Genomic DNA, 17,036 nt, shown 5'->3' on the forward strand with positions numbered 1-17,036 from the left:
AATCCTCTCTTTCCCACGATCCCTCGAAGAACCCTTATTTAGGCTCTGTTCGCGTTCATCGTGGGTTGGCTAGACTGAAGTCAGTACAGCCAGCGGGAGGGGCGCATGATGGAGAGCAAGGCATTCCAGTCATGGTTTTCTCAAGTCGCCAGTCTGACCGTAAAGCAGCGCGCTTAGGTCCGACAGGCGTTGAATCAACCGCCTCGCACATCCCTGACTGTCGAGGTTGCGAATCAGCGCGCCTGCGAGGTGTTGGCCTGCTCGCATTGCCACTCCGGGTATGTCCACGGGTGGGGCAACGGGGCTGCAGCGCTATCGCTGCACGAGTTGCCATAAGACATTCAATGCGGCGACCGGAACGCCGTTGGCCCGACTCAAGCGTAGCGATGCTTGGTTGATTTACGCTCAAGCGATGGTCAATGGCCTCAGTGTGCGCAAGGCCGCTCAGGAGGCCGGCGTGCATCGCACCACCTCCTTTCGCTGGCGCCACCGGATGCTGGCACTTTCTGCCAGCGAAAACGACACCGAGCTGTCGAATATCGTCGAAGCTGACGAGACCTACTTCCTGGAGTCATTCAAGGGCAAGCGCAAACTGCCACGCCCAGCTCGACATCGTGGCGGGAAAGCCCAGAAGCGTGGCCTGTCGGCCGAGCAAATACCGGTACTCGTCGCCCAGGATCGGCAAGGCAAACATTACGATGCTGTCCTGCCCAAGGTGGATAAGCAGACGCTCGGGAGCCTGCTCTCACAGCCGTGGAGCTCCGAGTCGGTGTTATGCACCAATGGTGCAGGCGTCTATCGCGCCGTCGCCAAGGCCGAAGCCATCCCGCATGAATCGTTGAACCTGGCGCAGGGCACGAGGGTCAAGCAACGCGTCTTTCATATCCAGCATGTGAATGCCTACGACTCGCGCTTGAAGCAGTGGATGCGCCGCTTCAACGGCGTCGCCACCCGATATTTGCCAAATTACCTGGGTTGGCGGCGATTGCTGGAGCGTGCAGGCAAAGACATCGGCCCAGAGGCGTGGATTCGGCATGCGCTGGGGTAACCCACGACAAACGCGAACAAAGCCAAAATGATTCGCCGATAGCTGCGTGCGGCGGGATTGCGCCGGCCACTGGCTTGATCAAATCGACAACTGCCTCTGCGCGATTTGAGGATTTGCTCAACTTCCAACGGCACGCCGAGATTACTCCTCGCGCCGTTTTTTTTAAAAACTTATTAATAATCAATTGCTTATCCACTAGATACAGCTCGGAACATGCTATGGCACAGCGATTGCTAAGTCTATGCCATGGCTCAATAAGAACAAAATACTAGTGGTGACCTGCAATGCTGCATTCCCTCGCTACCCCACTGAGTGGTTGCGCTCTCGGTGTCAACGCCTTGCGCGGAACGGCTGGATCAATATCGCTTGGAGGCTGGGAGGCCGCCCTTGACTCTTCTGGAGTTGAGACTCAGCAGGCCAGTCGGCGCAACGATTTGTATCAGGCCATGGTCATCGATGCGCGTGTGATTCTACTTGCCAGCAATGATGACGCCCCAATCAGCTTCATCTGTCACACAGTCGACGCTAATAGATGTCAGCTCCGGGGCGCTCCGTCGGCTACACCAATCTTCAATTTCATCCCTAACCGCGACCAATTGTTCGCCAATGGCGTTCATGGCCGTGTGCTGCTGGTTATCGCCTTACTAGCGCTATTGCTCTCGATGCGCATTTTGGTGCTCAAGGTCCACATTGATTTCTCCAACCTGCAGCACGCGAACTCGTACCTCTGGCTGCACAGCAGCATCAACGGCACTTTCGGCGGCGTTAAGGTACTAGTGATCGGGGGCGAGATCGAGAGCTGCGATCTATTTTGCAACGACAACCTGGCGGCAAGTGACACCTTCGATAGCCTGCTCCGTCCAGGCAAGCTGGGCATTGCCTGGGGTGCCATCGGGTTGGCGATAATCGCCATAGGCTCAATCGCGCCGAATACTGAGTCCGGCCTCTACGCTACGCTGTGGGTGACCACCATAATCTTCTCGGTGTTGAGCTGCGTGCCGCTGCTGCTGTCGAAGCCGAAGATCCCCATGATCAAGGGGAACTATTCTGAACCACGTTGGCCGGCTTGCATCAAGCAGATCAATAGGCTGAAGCACAGCGACGACCTGAGATCGTTCGAGGTGCCGTACACCGCCTATTGCATCAGTGGGCTCATGTTTATGGGCATAGCCTCCAGCGTGATTCGCCGCGCGCTTAAGAGTTCAACGGCACCGCAATCTCCAATTTGGTTTCTACTGCAAGAACCGTTAGGGCGGGACCTACCGACACGGATCGCCGAGCTCGGCGAGATCGTTCCCAGCGCTTTAAATGTTAAACCTTCAGTGTGCATGGCTACAGAGGTGCGTTTTTTAGACCTAACTAACTGTCTCGAAGTTGCTATAAGCAGAAAGCCTAACTCTAGGAAAATGCCACTGATTAAATGAAATACACTAACAACGACGCTGACATTAAGTAATGCTTTTATTAAAAGGCTACACACGCAGAAGTTTCGAGAAGGCAGTGGGGATTAGCTATACGGTCATGTGCATATTCAAGTATTCAATCGTGCCACTATGCTACTGCAGCAAAGTCTGGTGCACGAGGAAGAAGAAAATCAAATCTTTAATGTGAGAAAAGTCTAGATGATTAATGATGTCGTGATAATTGGAGGCGGTCTGGCAGGGGCAACCACTGCAAGAACTCTGCGGGGTAAAGGCTACAGTGGGCGTATTCATATGGTGGCTAACGAAAACTATCTGCCCTATGACCGCCCCTCTCTATCAAAAGACATGCTCGGGCGAAAAATTGAAGCGCCTCCAAAATTAATGGATGCAACATGGTATGAGAATGAAAAGATAGATCTGCACTTGGGCGACGGGGCGGTCGCCATTGATGCCAAAAAGCGTCGTGTAACCCTTCAGTCCGGATTGGTATTGAGCTTTGACCGCCTGCTGTTTGCCACGGGTATTCGGCCGCGCACGTTGCCCGTAGCAGGCGGACACTTGGAGGGGGTACATAGGCTTCGTGACGTAAAAGACTGCGTATCTTTGTTGAAGGCATTTGAAGCAGGGCGCTCCCTCGTGATCATTGGTGGTGGTCTAATTGGTTGTGAGGTTGCGACCACCGCGCGCAAAGCTGGGCTTGATGTCACCATCGTTGAGTGCGCAGATGAACTGCTGACGCGTGTTCTGGGCCGGCAAGTCGGGGCCTGGTGCCGTGAACAACTCCAGGCCATGGGGGTTCGGATTGAGCTGCAGGCGCAAGTTGAAGTAATTCATGGTGAACAGTGTGTTCGCTCGGTGATGTTGTCCGATGGTCGAGAGCTTTCTGCCGACATGATCCTTTCGAGTATTGGTGGAGTGCCGGACGACATATTGCTGAGTACCGCTGGAGTTGTTTGCGAAACAGGTGTCGTAGTGGACGCCTGTGGCCACACATCATGCGATGGAATTTACGCTGCAGGTGACGTAGCTGCGTGGCCGCTAAAGCACGGCGGGCGGCGCTCGCTTGAGACATTTATCAACACTCAACAACAGGCAGAAACGGCCTCCCTGGCTATGTTGGGAGAGCGCCATCCCGCGCCTCAGGTTGCTACTTCTTGGACCGAGATCGCCAGCCAACGCATACAGATGATTGGGGATATCCAAGGGCCAGGCGACTACGTTTGGCGCGGTGAACTGAATTCAGGACAATCTGCCTTTTTAGTCCGATTGCTTGATGGGAAAGCCCTTGCTGCGGTAGCGATCAACGCGAGTAAAGATTTCATTGGTTTGAGCCGCATGGTGATGTCCGAGATTAGGGTGTGCCCAGTATCGCTTTCCAACGCTGAAGTCAGTGTTCGGGAACTGCTTAAGTCAGGGCGATAGTCATGCCAGGAATACACAAATCAGATGCCGAACCTAACGATCTGCTTCAAATCGAGCACCTAGTAAGAATCATTGCGGGAGGTGATGTTCATTATCTCTGTCGTGAAAACGAAACAGTATTGCAAGGCATGTTGCGCCTTGGATGTAAGGGCATTCCGGTCGGTTGTCTCGGTGGAGGATGTGGTGTTTGCAAGATCAAGGTTCGAGGAGGTGAGATTCGAAAACTTGGCTCTATGAGCCGGACACATATTTCCGTGGAGGAGGAAGAGCAGAAAGTCTACCTCGCTTGCAGAGTTTCACCAATCACGGCCTTAGACATCGAAATTCTATCTAAGAAAATTAATACATCCTTGGCGTTTATTTTGCGGGCTAGTGACGAACGTGAGGGTAGAACGCCTTGAAAAATATAATGAAGGAGAGAGCGTAAATGGGTGTTATGCGGATTGGACATGTCAACATGCACGTCATGGATATCAAGCAGGCAGTTCACCATTATGAGCTGGTGCTTGGCATGAAAAAAACACTTGAGGATAAAGAAGGGAACGTATATTTGAAGTGTTGGGATGAGTGGGATAATTTTTCGCTCATCTTGACGCCATCCGACCGAGCCGGGTTGTGCCATGTCGCATACAAAGTTGAAAGAGATAGCGATCTGGACCATCTCCAACAGCGGATTGAATCATACGGCATCACCACAGACATGTTGCCGGCAGGAGAGCTGCCAACAATGGGAAGGATGCTGCGATTCACGATTCCCAGCGGCCACGAATTGAGGCTCTATGCGGAGAAAGAATGCGTTGGAACAGAGGTAGGCTCAATTAATCCTGACCCATGGCCAGACAATATAAGAGGGGCGGGTGTTAAGTGGCTTGATCACATTGCACTTGTATGCGAATTAAATCCAGAGGCAGGTATTAACCACGTCGCCGATAATGTGAAATTTTTCATGGGGTGCCTGGATTTCTATTTAAGCGAGCAAGGTGTAGTTGGACCCGATGCATCTATTCAGGCGGTAGCATTTCTTTTTAGAGCCACTAAGCCGCATGACATCGCATTTCTTCCTGGCCCGAGTGCCGGCGTGCATCATATTTCATTTTTTCTCGATTCGTGGCATGACGTATTAAAAGCAGCCGATGTAATGGCAAAAAACAAGGTCAAAATCGATCTCGCGCCGACCCGGCATGGAATTACACGAGGTGAGACGGTCTATTTCTTCGATCCGAGTGGAAATAGAAATGAGACATTTGCGGGGTTGGGCTACCTCGCGCAACCGGATCGTCCCGTTAACACGTGGACCGAAGACAGTTTGTGGCGCGGCATTCTATTTCATTCGGGTGAACCGTACCCTGCTTTCACCGACGTATATACTTGATGGGACCGAGACTTATGGGGCATATCGAAAAGCAGAACTTGGTAAAACTGGTTGCGTGTGGCGAGGTAGAGGAAGACTTTGGAGTAAAGATTGATCGAAATGGAGCTCCCCCAGTGGCAGTCTTTCGATTGGGCGATGAGTTCTTTGTCATCGATGATACTTGTACTCACGGAGATGCTTCGCTGTCGGATGGTGAGGTGTTTTCGAACGGAGAAGTGAGCTGCCCGTTTCATGGCGGCACGTTTGACATCCGCAGTGGTGCGCCTTGTAAGTATCCTTGTGCGGTGCCAATCAAAACTTATACGGTCCGGATTATCGATGATTCTGTTTGGGCTGATTTAGATTAAGTCTAAATAACTTTGCTTTGAAGCGGTATGCCAACTTTATCTTTGAATAAGCCCTGCAGCTAATTGTAGTGGAGTAAAAAGAATGACGAATTTAGAAAATAATCTTCCATTTTTAGATCACTCTGAATTTGGGCCACGGCGGGTTAGCCGCGAAATATTCACGAATCCGGAGCTCTTTGAGCTCGAGTTCTCCCGCATTTGGGAAAAGATATGGGTGTACGCAGCCCACGAAAGTGAGATATCCAAGCCCCGCTCATTTGTAACCCGTTGGGTCGGGCGTGTGCCCGTGATTATCAACCGAAACAAAAAGGGCGAAATTAATGCCTTTGTAAATGTTTGTACTCATCGGGGGGCAACGCTCTGCCGCGTTTCAAAAGGAACGCGTGCTAACTTTGTATGCCCTTTCCACGGCTGGGCATTTGACGACAACGGTTCCTTAATGGCACCGATGAATGAGGAGAATGGCGGCTACCCCGAGGGCTTTGATAAAGAAAAGTTAGGACTAAGACGTTTAAAAGTTGCGAACTACAAAGGCTTTATATTTGTCACTTTGAATGATGAAGCAGAGGCAATAGAGGATTACCTCGCGGACGCCAAGGCATTCATAGATATTTTGGTGGAGCAGTCATCTGACGGATTGGAAGTACTTAAAGGAGTGTCAACCTATACTTTCAATGGCAACTGGAAGCTTCAGGCTGAAAATGGTGTCGATGGCTACCATGTTGCCAGCGTTCATGGGAACTACGTTCAAACGCTGCAAAATCGAGCGAGCTCCAATACTAAGGGCCAAAAGACCAAGGCCATGAATGTAGGCGACCTCCCAAATTCCCGAGGCGGTTACTACGACTTGGGAAATGGCCACACGATTATCTGGTCGGACTGGACAAATCCTGAGGACCGGCCTCTTTTTCCAGTAAAAGATGAACTCAAGGCGCGTATCGGTGAGGCCAAGGCGGAATGGGCTGTCGGTAGATTGAGGAATCTGCTTATTTACCCCAACGTGTTTTTTATGGACCAAACCAGCAGCCAGATCAGAGTATTCCGACCTGTTGCGGTCGATAAAACAGAGGTAACGATCTATTGCTTTGCGCCTAAAGGGGAGGAGCCCGCGGCTCGGGCGCATCGAATTAGACAATATGAAGATTTTTTTAATGCAAGTGGAATGGCAACCCCGGATGACCTGACTGAGTTTTCTGAAGTACAGAAAGGATGCCGCGCACATACAGTTGCTCGCTGGAGCGATATGTCGAGGGGTATGACACAAGAAATTAAAGGCCCTGACGATCTCGCAAAGGAATTGGGCATTGGTCCAGCAAGCAGCGGTGCAAAAATTGATGATGAAGGCATTTTCTTGGCGCAGCATATCCGTTGGCTTGAACTAATGGGGCTTAAAGGAGGAGACTTGTCATGACCATTGCGCTCGAAACCCAGGTTCGCGTTCAGAATTTTATTTATGCAGAGTTGCGTTACCTGGATGACCGAGACTGGGATAACTGGCTGTCGCTGTTTGACGAGGGGGTAGAGTTCTGGGTTCCTGCTTGGGACTCCGAGTATGAAACTACAACTGACCCCCAAAGCGAAATGTCTCTGATTTTTTATAGCAGCCGTAGTGGGTTGGAAGATCGCGTATTTAGAATCCGAACCGGGCTATCCGCAGCATCGACACCGCTTCCCAGGACCTGTCATATCGTTAGTAATATCCAGATCACTGAAGCATCCGAAGGGTATGGAGTAACCGCAAACTGGGTCAGTTATGCTTTTAGGAATGGAGAAACCACTACCTTTTACGGGTCCTACAATTACCGAATTCTAGAAGATGGTAGTGGTTTTCGCATTGGAGCCAAGAAGATTATTGTAATGAACGATTTGATTCCGACCGTACTCGACATCTATAACATCTAACATTATATGGGTGAGGCAATGCTGGCGATAAGAAAAACTACAGCAGGGCATGGAGGGCTATCCGTAGATGATGTGCCCGCTCCGAAAGAGGTTCACGGTACCAACGTATTGGTAAAAGTCGAAGCAGCTGGTATCTGCGGTACTGACTTGCTGATCTACAAATGGGGCGAATTTGCCAAACGGATGAAACTACCAACCATCCTCGGTCATGAGGTTAGCGGGGTGGTTGAGCAAGTCGGATCTGACGTCAAGGGCCTAAGACCCGGAATGCGGGTCAGCTTGGAGAGCCATCTCCCTTGTGGAGTCTGCTACACGTGCCGACGCGGTTGGGCGCACGTATGCCCCCATACACGTTATCCAGGGGTCGACTTTGATGGTGGCTTCGCTCCGTTCGTCGTGGTTCCGCAAAGTGTGTGTTGGCCGGTACCGCGTGAAGTCTCTCCGCTACAGGCGGCAATGATGGAACCCTTTGGACTTGCGGTACATGCAAGTCTGGAAGGTTCCGGGGTTTCGGGATTGAATGTTCTTGTTTCTGGTTGCGGACCGATCGGACTTATGAACATTGCAGCCGCCAAAGCATTGGGAGCAAGCAAGGTCATTGCAACGGACGTTCATCCTCTGCGCCTCACTGCAGCAGCCAAAATGGGGGCGGATGAATGCATTAATGCAACTGAAGAGAGCGTTTATGAGACTGTGCGTTCGCTGCTCGGAGAGAGAGGAGTAGATGTTGCAATAGACTATTCTGGGCAAGCAACGGCGTTAAAGGAGCTTATTCAATCCATCACTCATGGTGGTGAGTTGCGCCTGATGGGCGTCCCGTCACATGATATCTTGCTCAACTTAGAGGAGTGGCTTTTCAAAGGCCTTATTGTACGTGGCCTACATGGAAGGCGCCTGTTTGAAACATGGGAGCGTTCAACTAGCTTACTCGTTACAGGGCGTGTTGATTTATCTTCACTCGTATCGCATAGATTGCCACTAACGGCGGCAGAGGATGCGTTCGAAATGGCCCTTAATGGTCAATCATTGAAAATCCTGTTTGAGCCCAATGGCTCATGTATTTAATTGATAACTTTAGAGTTGAGGCGGGATTATGATACGGGAAACAAAAGAGCAGCCTAACTGGCACGGGAAGGTGTTTAGTTCTAATTGGGTGGAGGCGCGGGGAGGTGTTGCTAATGTTGTCGACCCGTCCAATGGAAACATTATTGGCGTTACGGGCGTGGCTAACGGCGAAGATGTCGATGCTGCTGTGAACGCAGCTAAGAAAGCGCAAAAGGAATGGGCCGCAATACCATTTAGTGAAAGAGCCGCCATTGTCCGCAAGGCTGCCGAAAAACTAAAGGAGCGCGAACATGAGTTCGCCGATTGGAACGTGCGGGAATGCGGCGCAATTCGTCCGAAGGGCTTATGGGAGGCCGGAATTGCCTATGAGCAAATGCATCAAGCTGCGGGTTTAGCTTCTTTGCCTAACGGTACGTTGTTTCCATCGGCAGTTCCAGGGCGCATGAATCTTTGTCAGCGCGTTCCAGTTGGCGTGGTTGGTGTAATTGCACCTTGGAATTTCCCGTTGTTTTTAGCAATGCGTTCGGTAGCCCCGGCCTTAGCGTTGGGTAATGCGGTGATCTTAAAACCCGACCTTCAGACTGCGGTCACCGGGGGGGCGCTCATTGCCGAGATTTTTTCCGACGCTGGCATGCCGGAAGGTGTTCTTCACGTTCTTCCTGGTGGAGCGGACGTAGGAGAGTCGATGGTTGCGAACTCTGGAATTAACATGATTTCTTTTACCGGCTCCACACAGGTGGGCCGGTTGATCGGAGAGAAATGCGGGAGAATGCTGAAAAAGGTTGCGCTTGAACTGGGTGGTAACAATGTCCACATCGTGTTGCCTGACGCCGATTTAGATGGGGCTGTCAGCTGCGCTGCTTGGGGTACGTTCTTGCATCAGGGCCAAGTGTGCATGGCTGCCGGACGTCATTTAGTACATAGGGACGTTGCTCAGCAATATGCAGAGAAACTGGCGCTACGTGCCAAGAACTTGGTGGTGGGGGATCCAAACTCGGATCGAGTGCATCTCGGCCCACTCATCAATGATAAGCAGGTAGTTCGCGTCCACGCGCTCGTCGAATCTGCGCAAAGGGCCGGTGCTAAGGTTTTGGCGGGAGGTACATATCAAGATCGCTACTACCAAGCTACCGTAATCATGGATGTGAAGCCGGAGATGGAGGTTTTCAAATCTGAAATTTTCGGCCCGGTGGCTCCGATCACTGTAGTTGACAGTATTGAAGAGGCGATTGAATTAGCAAACTGTTCGGAGTATGGCCTGGCGGCATCTATTCACACTAGGGCGTTGGCGACTGGTCTAGACATCGCAACGCGTCTAAATACCGGTATGGTCCATATTAATGATCAGCCAATTAACTGTGAGCCGCATGTTCCTTTCGGAGGAATGGGTGCTTCGGGTAGCGGTGGCCGGTTTGGCGGACCTGCAAGTATTGACGAATTTACTCAATCTCAATGGATTAGTATGGTTGAAAAGCCAGCTAGTTACCCCTTCTGAGTTGACAATAATAAGTAGGAGAGATACATGGATACGCTTCGTTATTACCTGATTCCTGCTGTTACTGCTTGCGGGCTAATCGGATTTTACTATGGTGGCTACTGGGTTTGGCTTGGGGCGGCAACATTCCCTGTGCTGATGGTGCTTGATGTCATTTTGCCGAAGGATTTTTCGGCCAGAAAGGTAAGTCCCTTTTTCGCAGACCTTACCCAGTATTTGCAGTTACCATTAATGATTGGTCTATATGGGCTCCTTATTTTCGGAGTTCAAAACGGACGTGTCGACCTTAGTGAGCCATTACAAGTGCTGGGGTGTATTATTTCTTTGGCCTGGCTTAGTGGTGTGCCAACTCTTCCGGTTTCACATGAGTTGATGCATCGTCGCCACTGGTTGCCTCGGAAAATGGCGCAGCTATTGGCTACGTTTTATGGTGATCCTAACCGAGACATTGCCCATGTCAACACGCATCACCTTTACCTAGATTCGCCTCTCGATAGCGATACTGCGTGCCGTGGTCAGACAATTTACGGTTTCGTGATCGATGCAACAGTTGGCTCCGTCAAAGATGCGATAAAGATTGAGGCTGAAATTTTACGTAGAAAAGGACAGTCACCGTGGAATTTGTCCAACAAAACATATCAATATGTCGCACTCCTGCTCGCTCTGCCTGGCCTGGTTGCTTATTTGGGAGGGCCAACTTTAGGGTTGGTTACGATTGCTTCGATGATTATTGCGAAAGGGATAGTCGAGGCTTTTAATTACTTTCAGCACTATGGATTAGTACGCGATCTAGATCAGCCTATCCTCCTGCACCACGCGTGGAATCATATGGGAACAATTGTGCGCCCGCTGGGTTGCGAAATTACTAACCATATCAATCATCATATTAATGGCTATACACGGTTTTATGCGTTGCGTCCGGAAAAAGAAGCCCCGCAGATGCCTTCGCTCTTCGTGTGTTTCCTTCTAGGGCTTATTCCGCCTCTTTGGTTCGCTCTCATTGCAAAACCAAAGTTGAAGGACTGGGACCAGCGGTACGCAACTCCAGGTGAACGCGAACTGGCTATGGCTGCTAATAAAAAAGCGGGATGGCCACTGTGGGTGGACCAGGTAACTAGCTGATTAAAGCAGCCGAAATTCGGCATTATTGCTGATTAAGACCGTAGATGAGCACTTGGTACGAAAGGATTCTACGGTCTTTTTTTAGAAAATGTGTTTCCAGGTCTTCCTGAAAAAGCCCAGGGTTAACTATTGTTTAGGCGTTTTGCAAGTACACGGGTTACCAAACTTAGCGATGGATTTCTGAATGAGCTTGTTAAAGAAAATTACTGGATTATTTGCACCTCCACGGGAGTCTAATGTTTCAGTGAAAGGGCAAAAGGTTGAGTTCAAGGTGCCTCGAGGTCAGACGGTTCTCGAAAGTGCTTTGCATAATGGAATAGCCTTTCCACATGATTGCAAAGTTGGAACCTGTGGTGCATGTAAATATAAGTTAGTCTCTGGGAAGATAAGCGAGCTGGCATCTTCTGCTATGGGACTGAGTGGTGACCTGTACCAATCCGGATACCGTTTGGGTTGCCAATCCATACCCAAAGAAGATCTAGAAATCGAACTGGACACAGTACTTGGAAGGGCAATTGTTCCGAAAGAAACCAGAGCACTGATTAGTGGGCAGAAAAGACTGGCGCACGATGTGATCGAATTAACTGTGGTGCCGGAAAATCCAATAGTTTTTCATCCTGGCCAGTATGCAGATATTGAATGTCCCGAGTTATCTGTTGTAAGGAGCTATTCGTTTTCGTCACCCTTTCAATCCGAAGGTTCCCTAAGTTTCCATATCCGTCTCGTTCCGGGTGGGGTCTTCAGTGGTTGGTTATTTGGTTATGATCGAACCGGGACTACAATAACCCTGCGGGCCCCCTATGGACAGTTTGGACTCCACGAGAGTGATGCCGTGATGGTCTGCGTAGCTGGTGGAACGGGTCTCGCGCCAATTAAATGTCTTTTACAGAGCATGACTGAAACCCAACGTGAGCGTGTCGTTTTCTTGTTTTTTGGCGCGCGTCAGCAGCGTGATCTGTATTGCCTTGATGAAATAAAAGCGCTGCAGCGAGATTGGATCGGACGTTTCGAGCTTATTCCAGTGCTGTCCGAAGAACCCGCTACGTCCTCTTGGAAAGGAAAGCGTGGCATGGTAACCGAACATTTTCAGGAGTTCTTACAGGGACGGCCGTGTGAAGGATACCTCTGTGGGCCTCCGCCGATGGTGGACGCGGCGGAGTCCGAGCTTCTTCGACTTGGTGTGGCGCGCGAATGTATATATGCAGATCGATTCTATAACCGCCCCCCAGTATGAGGGGGATGCCCTGTAGACAAAATAATTCATCCGGCAAAAGCTCTAGCTCAATCTGACTTTGCCCGTGAGGGGATCGTTCGAGGTGATGTAAGACAGTTACTCAGCGGTGAGTGATTGATAAGGAAATACTTAGTTCTTGTGTGTGAAGTCTGGTGAAGTTCTTGATAATTACAAGAGGAGATTCAAATGGAGATCAAAGCGGCAGTTGTCCGTCAAAAAAATGGTCCATTCATACTTGAGGACGTGATCCTTAACGAGCCCACAGAGGATCAAATCCTAGTTCGACTGGTTGCGACCGGATTGTGTCATACGGATCTCGTTTGTCGCGATCAGCATTATCCGGTTCCGCTACCGATGGTTTTTGGGCATGAGGGGGCTGGCGTAGTTGAGAAGGTGGGGGCCGCGGTTAAAAAAGTTCAGCCAGGTGATCATGTTGTCTTGACTTTTTATACCTGTGGACGTTGTGAAGCATGTCTTTCCGGTGATCCCACCAGTTGTGCTAATTCGTTCGTCCCCAATTTTATGGGGCGCTCGGTTACAGGCGAATGCACCATTCATGGACACGATGGATCGGAAGTAGGAGCTAGTTTTTTTGGACAGTCTTCATTTGCGACCTATGCGCTGGCTTACGAACGCAACACCGTGAAGGTTACGAAGGACGTCCCGCTTGAACTCCTTGGGCCTCTTGGTTGTGGTATTCAAACTGGTGCAGGCTCCGTCCTTAATGCGCTTAACCCTTCGGCAGGTTCCTCTATTGCGATTTTTGGTGCCGGGGCCGTAGGCCTTTCGGCAGTTATGGCTGCCGTTGTGGCGGGTTGTACGACAATCATCGTTGTCGATGTCAAAGAGAATCGCCTTAAATTGGCCGATGAGCTTGGGGCGACGCACGTGATTAATGCAGCAAGTTCTGATCCAGTTGAGAAGATTAAGGAAATCTGTGCTGGTGGCGTTCCATATGTGCTTGAAACTAGTGGTTTGCCTTCCGTGCTTGAGCAGGCGATTCTCAGCTCTGCCATAGGTGGTGAGATAGGTATTGTTGGCGCACCACCTATGGGGGCTACAGTTCCCGTTGATATTAATTTTTTACTGTTTAATCGTAAGCTTCGAGGTATCGTTGAGGGGCAATCTATTTCGGATATATTTATTCCAAGATTGGTTGAGCTATATCGTCAAGGAAAGTTTCCGTTTGATAAATTGGTAAAGTTCTATTCGTTTGATCAGATTAATCAGGCGGCGGAGGATTCGGAAAAGGGAATAACGCTTAAGCCGGTGCTTCGTATTTCTTCCAATTAGCATAATAAAATACTGATTGGTGCACTGTTGTGATGTGCGGCCTGAAACACGGTCGACGCGGCAACCACCTTGAAAAACATCGCCCCCTTACACCCCCCCAGTTTTTTTTGGGGGGGGGGTGTAAAATAACAACAAATGGTGAAGGCTATGGTATCTAAGATGTTGTATAGAAGTATCGTTGGCGTGGTTATGAGTGTTTCCTCATGCTATGCGTTAGCGACGGACGGCTTGTTTTTAGAGGGCTTTGGTGCGGTTTCGAGAGGCATGGGAGGGACCGCTGTTGCTCATTATGTCGGGCCTGCGTCAATGATGGTTAACCCAGCGACAATGGATTTGTCAGATGCGACAGGTGAAGTGTTGCTAGGGTTCGACTTCATTACCACTGATATCAGTGCTTCGAATCGTGTTACAGGCGAAAGGGTGTCATCAAGCACGCACTCTAACAATAGAGGTCCGTATGTTGCCCCTCAGCTTGCTTTTACCCGTAAATTTTCAAACTGGACTGTTGGCGCTGGCATGTTTGCACAAGCTGGTGTAGGGGTTGAATATGGAAAGTCTAGCTTTTTGTCGCGCAGCGATGTTGGTGGAACGGGTTATGCTGCCGGCGCTGATACGGGTCTCGAAAATGCGAGTCGTTTGTTTATTCTTGACATACCTTTTGCTGTAAGTTTCAAGGTTAATGATCGTTTTTCCATCGGAGGATCGCTGGATGCGAAATGGACTGGTTTGAATCTTGATTATTTGCTTGGAATGAACCAGTTAGGTAGCCTTGCTCAGAATGGACGAGCCTCTGGTTCCTTAATTGGGTTGATCAGTACTTTACCTGATCCGCGTGGTGTGCATCTGAGTGTTAGCAAAAACAAAGAAATTTCGAGTGGCGCAGATGGTTGGGGGTACTCAGGCAAGTTAGGTCTATTGTACAAGGTGGCACCCACAACAAACTTGGGTGTATCTTACATGTTCAGGAGTCATATGAATGATTTGAAAGGGCGAGGAACTGTTACTGCGGTGGATGGCATCATTGGAAATGTGCCTATTGACGGAGAGGTTAGTTTTTTAAACTTTAACTCACCTGCCAAGCTTGATGTGGGCTTGAGTCATCAAGTTACTGACAAGTTTTTGCTCGCTTTAGATGTGTCTCGCGTTTTCTGGAAGGATGCCTTGAAGGATATTGAGGTGGGATTTACTAGTGACGCTGGGGGTGTTGATCTGAAATTACCTCAGAACGCCAAGGATCAAACGATAGTGGCGATTGGCGCTTCGTATGCCGCGACCCAGAATTTAACGGTGCGAGCAGGATACCGTCAGGCTACTCAGCCATTCAATGATGAGGGGTTGCTTGCCCTGATTCCAGCAGTTCTACAGAAGCATGCCTCCTTAGGCTTTAGCTATAATTTCTCTAAATCGAGCAGATTTGATGCTGCATACTCGCACGCCTTCGAGCGTAGTATGACCAACCGATCGGCTTACAACACGTCATCTCCTGTTAGGTCGTCCATAGCACAAGATAATTTTGTCATAGCCTATAATTATTCATTCTGATAGTAGATTTAAATTCGCCCATAGTGAAGAAACTGATGTGCCGTGCTAGGGAAGCGCTGATTTATTCGCATTACGCTTGGTTGTCCCCACGGAAACCGTGGCTTCCAGGCCTGCTGTCGGGCTAGAGCATGAATACTTCAGCGTTTCCCTAGTTATGATGTAATTCGCTATCTTTGTCGGCTTGATCTTCCGATACCAAAAGCGGGCTGGTTGAAGTAGCCAAGTCGGCATGCTTGGAATCTGAGATACGCTCTGCACAACTCGGGCTATGGACGATAAGCCGTGCTGCTGGGCGACGATCCGGGCACCTCGGTGCGGGCTGAAAGGACGACTGCGTATATGTTGCAGATGCTGCCTGAGCGTCATCGCAGGGACAAAGACGACAATGACCCGGCGACGGGTGAGGCCGACAGCAAGACCATCAACTGTCGTCGACACTGTATCGTGCGATAGCGCGGGGGGTTTGGGGGCGGTGAGTGCTGACCGTCATTCTTAAAAAAACATAACAAGTTGAGTATAAATCGATGGAACTTATACAGTGGGCATTCTGGGTGTTGGCCGCGGCGGCTGCGGGCGGGTTGTTCTTCGGGTTGCTGTCGGCAATGAAGGTGCGTTATCCCTCATGGTTCGGCTTGGGGCATGGCGGGCTGGGCTTGGCGGGTCTCATGACGCTGGGCTATGCCTTGTATAGCGCCGGACCCGACGCCGCGTTCCTGCAGGCCGCGGTCTGGGCACTGGGCCTGCTGGGCGCAGCGTTTCTGGGTGGGGCGCTGTTTTTTGGCGTGCTGTTCCGCCAGGCCAAACCTTGGTGGGCGATCGTGGGTCACGGTGGCTTGGCGCTGGCCGGCGTCGTCGTGCTGTTTTTTGCCGCCTACTGAGGCTGGCGGGTCCCTGCTTGGGGCCCTGTACCATCACTGAGTCTCCGGGCCGGCGACCTGCAGCGTCGCCAGTCCGGTTGGGGGGAGGACAAATGACAGCACGTGGAACTGCTCGCCGACAAGAATAAGAAAAAGCCTGAAACACTGGACCCTGGCCACGCTGGCGGGGGCGGGGGCGGGCTGCAGCCTGACCCCGCTGGCCGCGGTCCTGGCCGACGAGTAGATGCAGGTCAGCGGTTTCGTCGAGAACGCCACCTTCGCCCGCGATAGCGTCGGCCTGTCGAAATTCCGCAACACGCTGCAGGTCAACGCCGACCGCAAGTTCGGCGACCTCGGCCAGCTGAATTTCAACAACACCGCCTTCCACGCCACCTTCCACGCCACCTTCCGTGGCACCTACGACGGCGTCTACGACCTCAACAGCAGTGAGTACGGCAGCGGCGCGGGGGGCGCCATCCAGTTGGAAAACAGCGTGGCCGGCAACAGCGTGCCGCACGGTGGCGGCTTGACGGTGCCCGGCACCCTGCTCGGCTTCGACCAGGCGCGCAACCCCAACGAGGGCATGATCGTACTCGGCGAGAACCTGCACAAAACCCGTGGCGGCGTGGCCTTCGGCGTGCCGGTGCGGCCCTGCGACAAGGACAGCCGCGGCTGCATCGACGACTACCTGGACGCCAGCAGCGACGATCTGCGCTTCCCCGAGTTCAACGAGCGCCTGGACTTCATCCGCGAGCTGTATGCCGACTTCGACAATGCGCTGCCCAACGGCGACATCCTCAGCTGGCGCCTGGGCAAGCAGCAGGTGATCTGGGGCCGCACCGACCTGTTCCGCGTGCTCGACGTGATCAACCCGGTCGACTATTCGCGCAACAACATCGAAAGCGCTCCATAA

The 17,036-nt window shown here is 51.1% G+C and carries 15 protein-coding genes and 2 pseudogenes; all 17 read left to right on the forward strand.

Going from position 1 to position 17,036, the window contains the following annotated elements:
- Positions 1-108 precede the first annotated feature (108 nt).
- The 17 genes and pseudogenes from TMS3_RS24055 to TMS3_RS24120 all read left to right on the forward strand — a co-directional run bounded on the left by TMS3_RS24055 (position 109) and on the right by TMS3_RS24120 (position 17,036).
- Positions 109-1,048: pseudogene (locus TMS3_RS24055) on the forward strand (IS1595 family transposase).
- Positions 1,049-1,332: 284 nt separating this feature from the next.
- Complete coding sequence (locus tag TMS3_RS24060) at positions 1,333-2,472, forward strand: hypothetical protein (RefSeq protein ID WP_025167841.1); 1,140 nt, start codon at positions 1,333-1,335, stop codon at positions 2,470-2,472.
- Between the two features lie 198 nt (positions 2,473-2,670).
- Positions 2,671-3,894: an NAD(P)/FAD-dependent oxidoreductase gene (locus TMS3_RS24065; protein WP_025167842.1), complete on the forward strand. Its 1,224-nt coding sequence runs from the start codon at positions 2,671-2,673 to the stop codon at positions 3,892-3,894.
- A 2-nt stretch (positions 3,895-3,896) separates the two neighbouring features.
- Positions 3,897-4,295: a 2Fe-2S iron-sulfur cluster-binding protein gene (locus TMS3_RS24875; RefSeq protein WP_083491837.1), complete on the forward strand. Its 399-nt coding sequence runs from the start codon at positions 3,897-3,899 to the stop codon at positions 4,293-4,295.
- Positions 4,296-4,321: 26 nt separating this feature from the next.
- Complete coding sequence (locus tag TMS3_RS24070) at positions 4,322-5,266, forward strand: catechol 2,3-dioxygenase (RefSeq protein WP_025167843.1); 945 nt, start codon at positions 4,322-4,324, stop codon at positions 5,264-5,266.
- A 14-nt stretch (positions 5,267-5,280) separates the two neighbouring features.
- A complete protein-coding gene (locus TMS3_RS24880; RefSeq protein WP_083491838.1) occupies positions 5,281-5,613 on the forward strand; it encodes a non-heme iron oxygenase ferredoxin subunit in 333 nt (110 codons plus the stop codon).
- Between the two features lie 82 nt (positions 5,614-5,695).
- Complete coding sequence (locus tag TMS3_RS24075) at positions 5,696-7,024, forward strand: Rieske 2Fe-2S domain-containing protein (RefSeq protein WP_025167844.1); 1,329 nt, start codon at positions 5,696-5,698, stop codon at positions 7,022-7,024.
- Entirely contained in the window at positions 7,021-7,515 is a 495-nt protein-coding gene (locus TMS3_RS24080; protein WP_025167845.1) for an aromatic-ring-hydroxylating dioxygenase subunit beta, read from the forward strand. Before TMS3_RS24075 ends, TMS3_RS24080 begins: the two co-directional genes overlap by 4 nt.
- An 18-nt stretch (positions 7,516-7,533) precedes the next feature.
- Positions 7,534-7,932, forward strand: a pseudogene (locus TMS3_RS26140) (alcohol dehydrogenase catalytic domain-containing protein); the annotation flags it as partial.
- A 42-nt stretch (positions 7,933-7,974) separates the two neighbouring features.
- Positions 7,975-8,580 carry a zinc-binding dehydrogenase gene (locus TMS3_RS25730; RefSeq protein WP_025167846.1) on the forward strand — a complete coding sequence of 202 codons (606 nt, stop codon included), beginning with the start codon at positions 7,975-7,977 and terminating at the stop codon, positions 8,578-8,580.
- A gap of 28 nt (positions 8,581-8,608) precedes the next feature.
- Positions 8,609-10,075, forward strand: a complete 1,467-nt coding sequence (locus TMS3_RS24090; protein WP_029866607.1) for a benzaldehyde dehydrogenase — start codon at positions 8,609-8,611, stop codon at positions 10,073-10,075.
- Between the two features lie 27 nt (positions 10,076-10,102).
- Positions 10,103-11,197 carry a xylene monooxygenase subunit XylM gene (gene xylM, locus TMS3_RS24095; RefSeq protein ID WP_025167848.1) on the forward strand — a complete coding sequence of 365 codons (1,095 nt, stop codon included), beginning with the start codon at positions 10,103-10,105 and terminating at the stop codon, positions 11,195-11,197.
- A gap of 184 nt (positions 11,198-11,381) precedes the next feature.
- Positions 11,382-12,431 (forward strand): 2Fe-2S iron-sulfur cluster-binding protein, encoded by a 1,050-nt coding sequence (locus TMS3_RS24890; protein WP_083491840.1) that lies wholly within the window; start codon positions 11,382-11,384, stop codon positions 12,429-12,431.
- 186 nt (positions 12,432-12,617) lie between these two features.
- Positions 12,618-13,724, forward strand: a complete 1,107-nt coding sequence (locus TMS3_RS24105; RefSeq protein ID WP_025167850.1) for an NAD(P)-dependent alcohol dehydrogenase — start codon at positions 12,618-12,620, stop codon at positions 13,722-13,724.
- A 189-nt stretch (positions 13,725-13,913) separates the two neighbouring features.
- Positions 13,914-15,266 carry an OmpP1/FadL family transporter gene (locus tag TMS3_RS24110; protein WP_235576681.1) on the forward strand — a complete coding sequence of 451 codons (1,353 nt, stop codon included), beginning with the start codon at positions 13,914-13,916 and terminating at the stop codon, positions 15,264-15,266.
- A 524-nt stretch (positions 15,267-15,790) separates the two neighbouring features.
- Entirely contained in the window at positions 15,791-16,144 is a 354-nt protein-coding gene (locus tag TMS3_RS24115; protein WP_025167852.1) for a hypothetical protein, read from the forward strand.
- Positions 16,145-16,367: 223 nt separating this feature from the next.
- The gene (locus TMS3_RS24120; RefSeq protein WP_025167853.1) at positions 16,368-17,036 is read left to right on the forward strand and encodes a DUF1302 family protein; all 669 of its coding nucleotides are present in this window, start codon (positions 16,368-16,370) and stop codon (positions 17,034-17,036) included.

The sequence above is a fragment of the Pseudomonas taeanensis MS-3 genome (genome assembly GCF_000498575.2).
Lineage (GTDB): Bacteria > Pseudomonadota > Gammaproteobacteria > Pseudomonadales > Pseudomonadaceae > Aquipseudomonas > Aquipseudomonas taeanensis.

Coding starts and splice junctions, on each gene's coding strand:
- TMS3_RS24065 (WP_025167842.1), top strand. CDS start 2,671: ATGATTAATGATGTCGTGATAATTGGAGGCGGTCTGGCAGGGGCAACC.
- TMS3_RS24875 (WP_083491837.1), top strand. CDS start 3,897: ATGCCAGGAATACACAAATCAGATGCCGAACCTAACGATCTGCTTCAA.
- TMS3_RS24080 (WP_025167845.1), top strand. CDS start 7,021: ATGACCATTGCGCTCGAAACCCAGGTTCGCGTTCAGAATTTTATTTAT.
- TMS3_RS24060 (WP_025167841.1), top strand. CDS start 1,333: ATGCTGCATTCCCTCGCTACCCCACTGAGTGGTTGCGCTCTCGGTGTC.
- TMS3_RS24105 (WP_025167850.1), top strand. CDS start 12,618: ATGGAGATCAAAGCGGCAGTTGTCCGTCAAAAAAATGGTCCATTCATA.
- TMS3_RS24090 (WP_029866607.1), top strand. CDS start 8,609: ATGATACGGGAAACAAAAGAGCAGCCTAACTGGCACGGGAAGGTGTTT.
- TMS3_RS25730 (WP_025167846.1), top strand. CDS start 7,975: ATGGAACCCTTTGGACTTGCGGTACATGCAAGTCTGGAAGGTTCCGGG.
- TMS3_RS24890 (WP_083491840.1), top strand. CDS start 11,382: ATGAGCTTGTTAAAGAAAATTACTGGATTATTTGCACCTCCACGGGAG.
- TMS3_RS24115 (WP_025167852.1), top strand. CDS start 15,791: ATGGAACTTATACAGTGGGCATTCTGGGTGTTGGCCGCGGCGGCTGCG.
- TMS3_RS24120 (WP_025167853.1), top strand. CDS start 16,368: ATGCAGGTCAGCGGTTTCGTCGAGAACGCCACCTTCGCCCGCGATAGC.
- xylM (WP_025167848.1), top strand. CDS start 10,103: ATGGATACGCTTCGTTATTACCTGATTCCTGCTGTTACTGCTTGCGGG.
- TMS3_RS24110 (WP_235576681.1), top strand. CDS start 13,914: ATGAGTGTTTCCTCATGCTATGCGTTAGCGACGGACGGCTTGTTTTTA.
- TMS3_RS24075 (WP_025167844.1), top strand. CDS start 5,696: ATGACGAATTTAGAAAATAATCTTCCATTTTTAGATCACTCTGAATTT.
- TMS3_RS24070 (WP_025167843.1), top strand. CDS start 4,322: ATGGGTGTTATGCGGATTGGACATGTCAACATGCACGTCATGGATATC.
- TMS3_RS24880 (WP_083491838.1), top strand. CDS start 5,281: ATGGGGCATATCGAAAAGCAGAACTTGGTAAAACTGGTTGCGTGTGGC.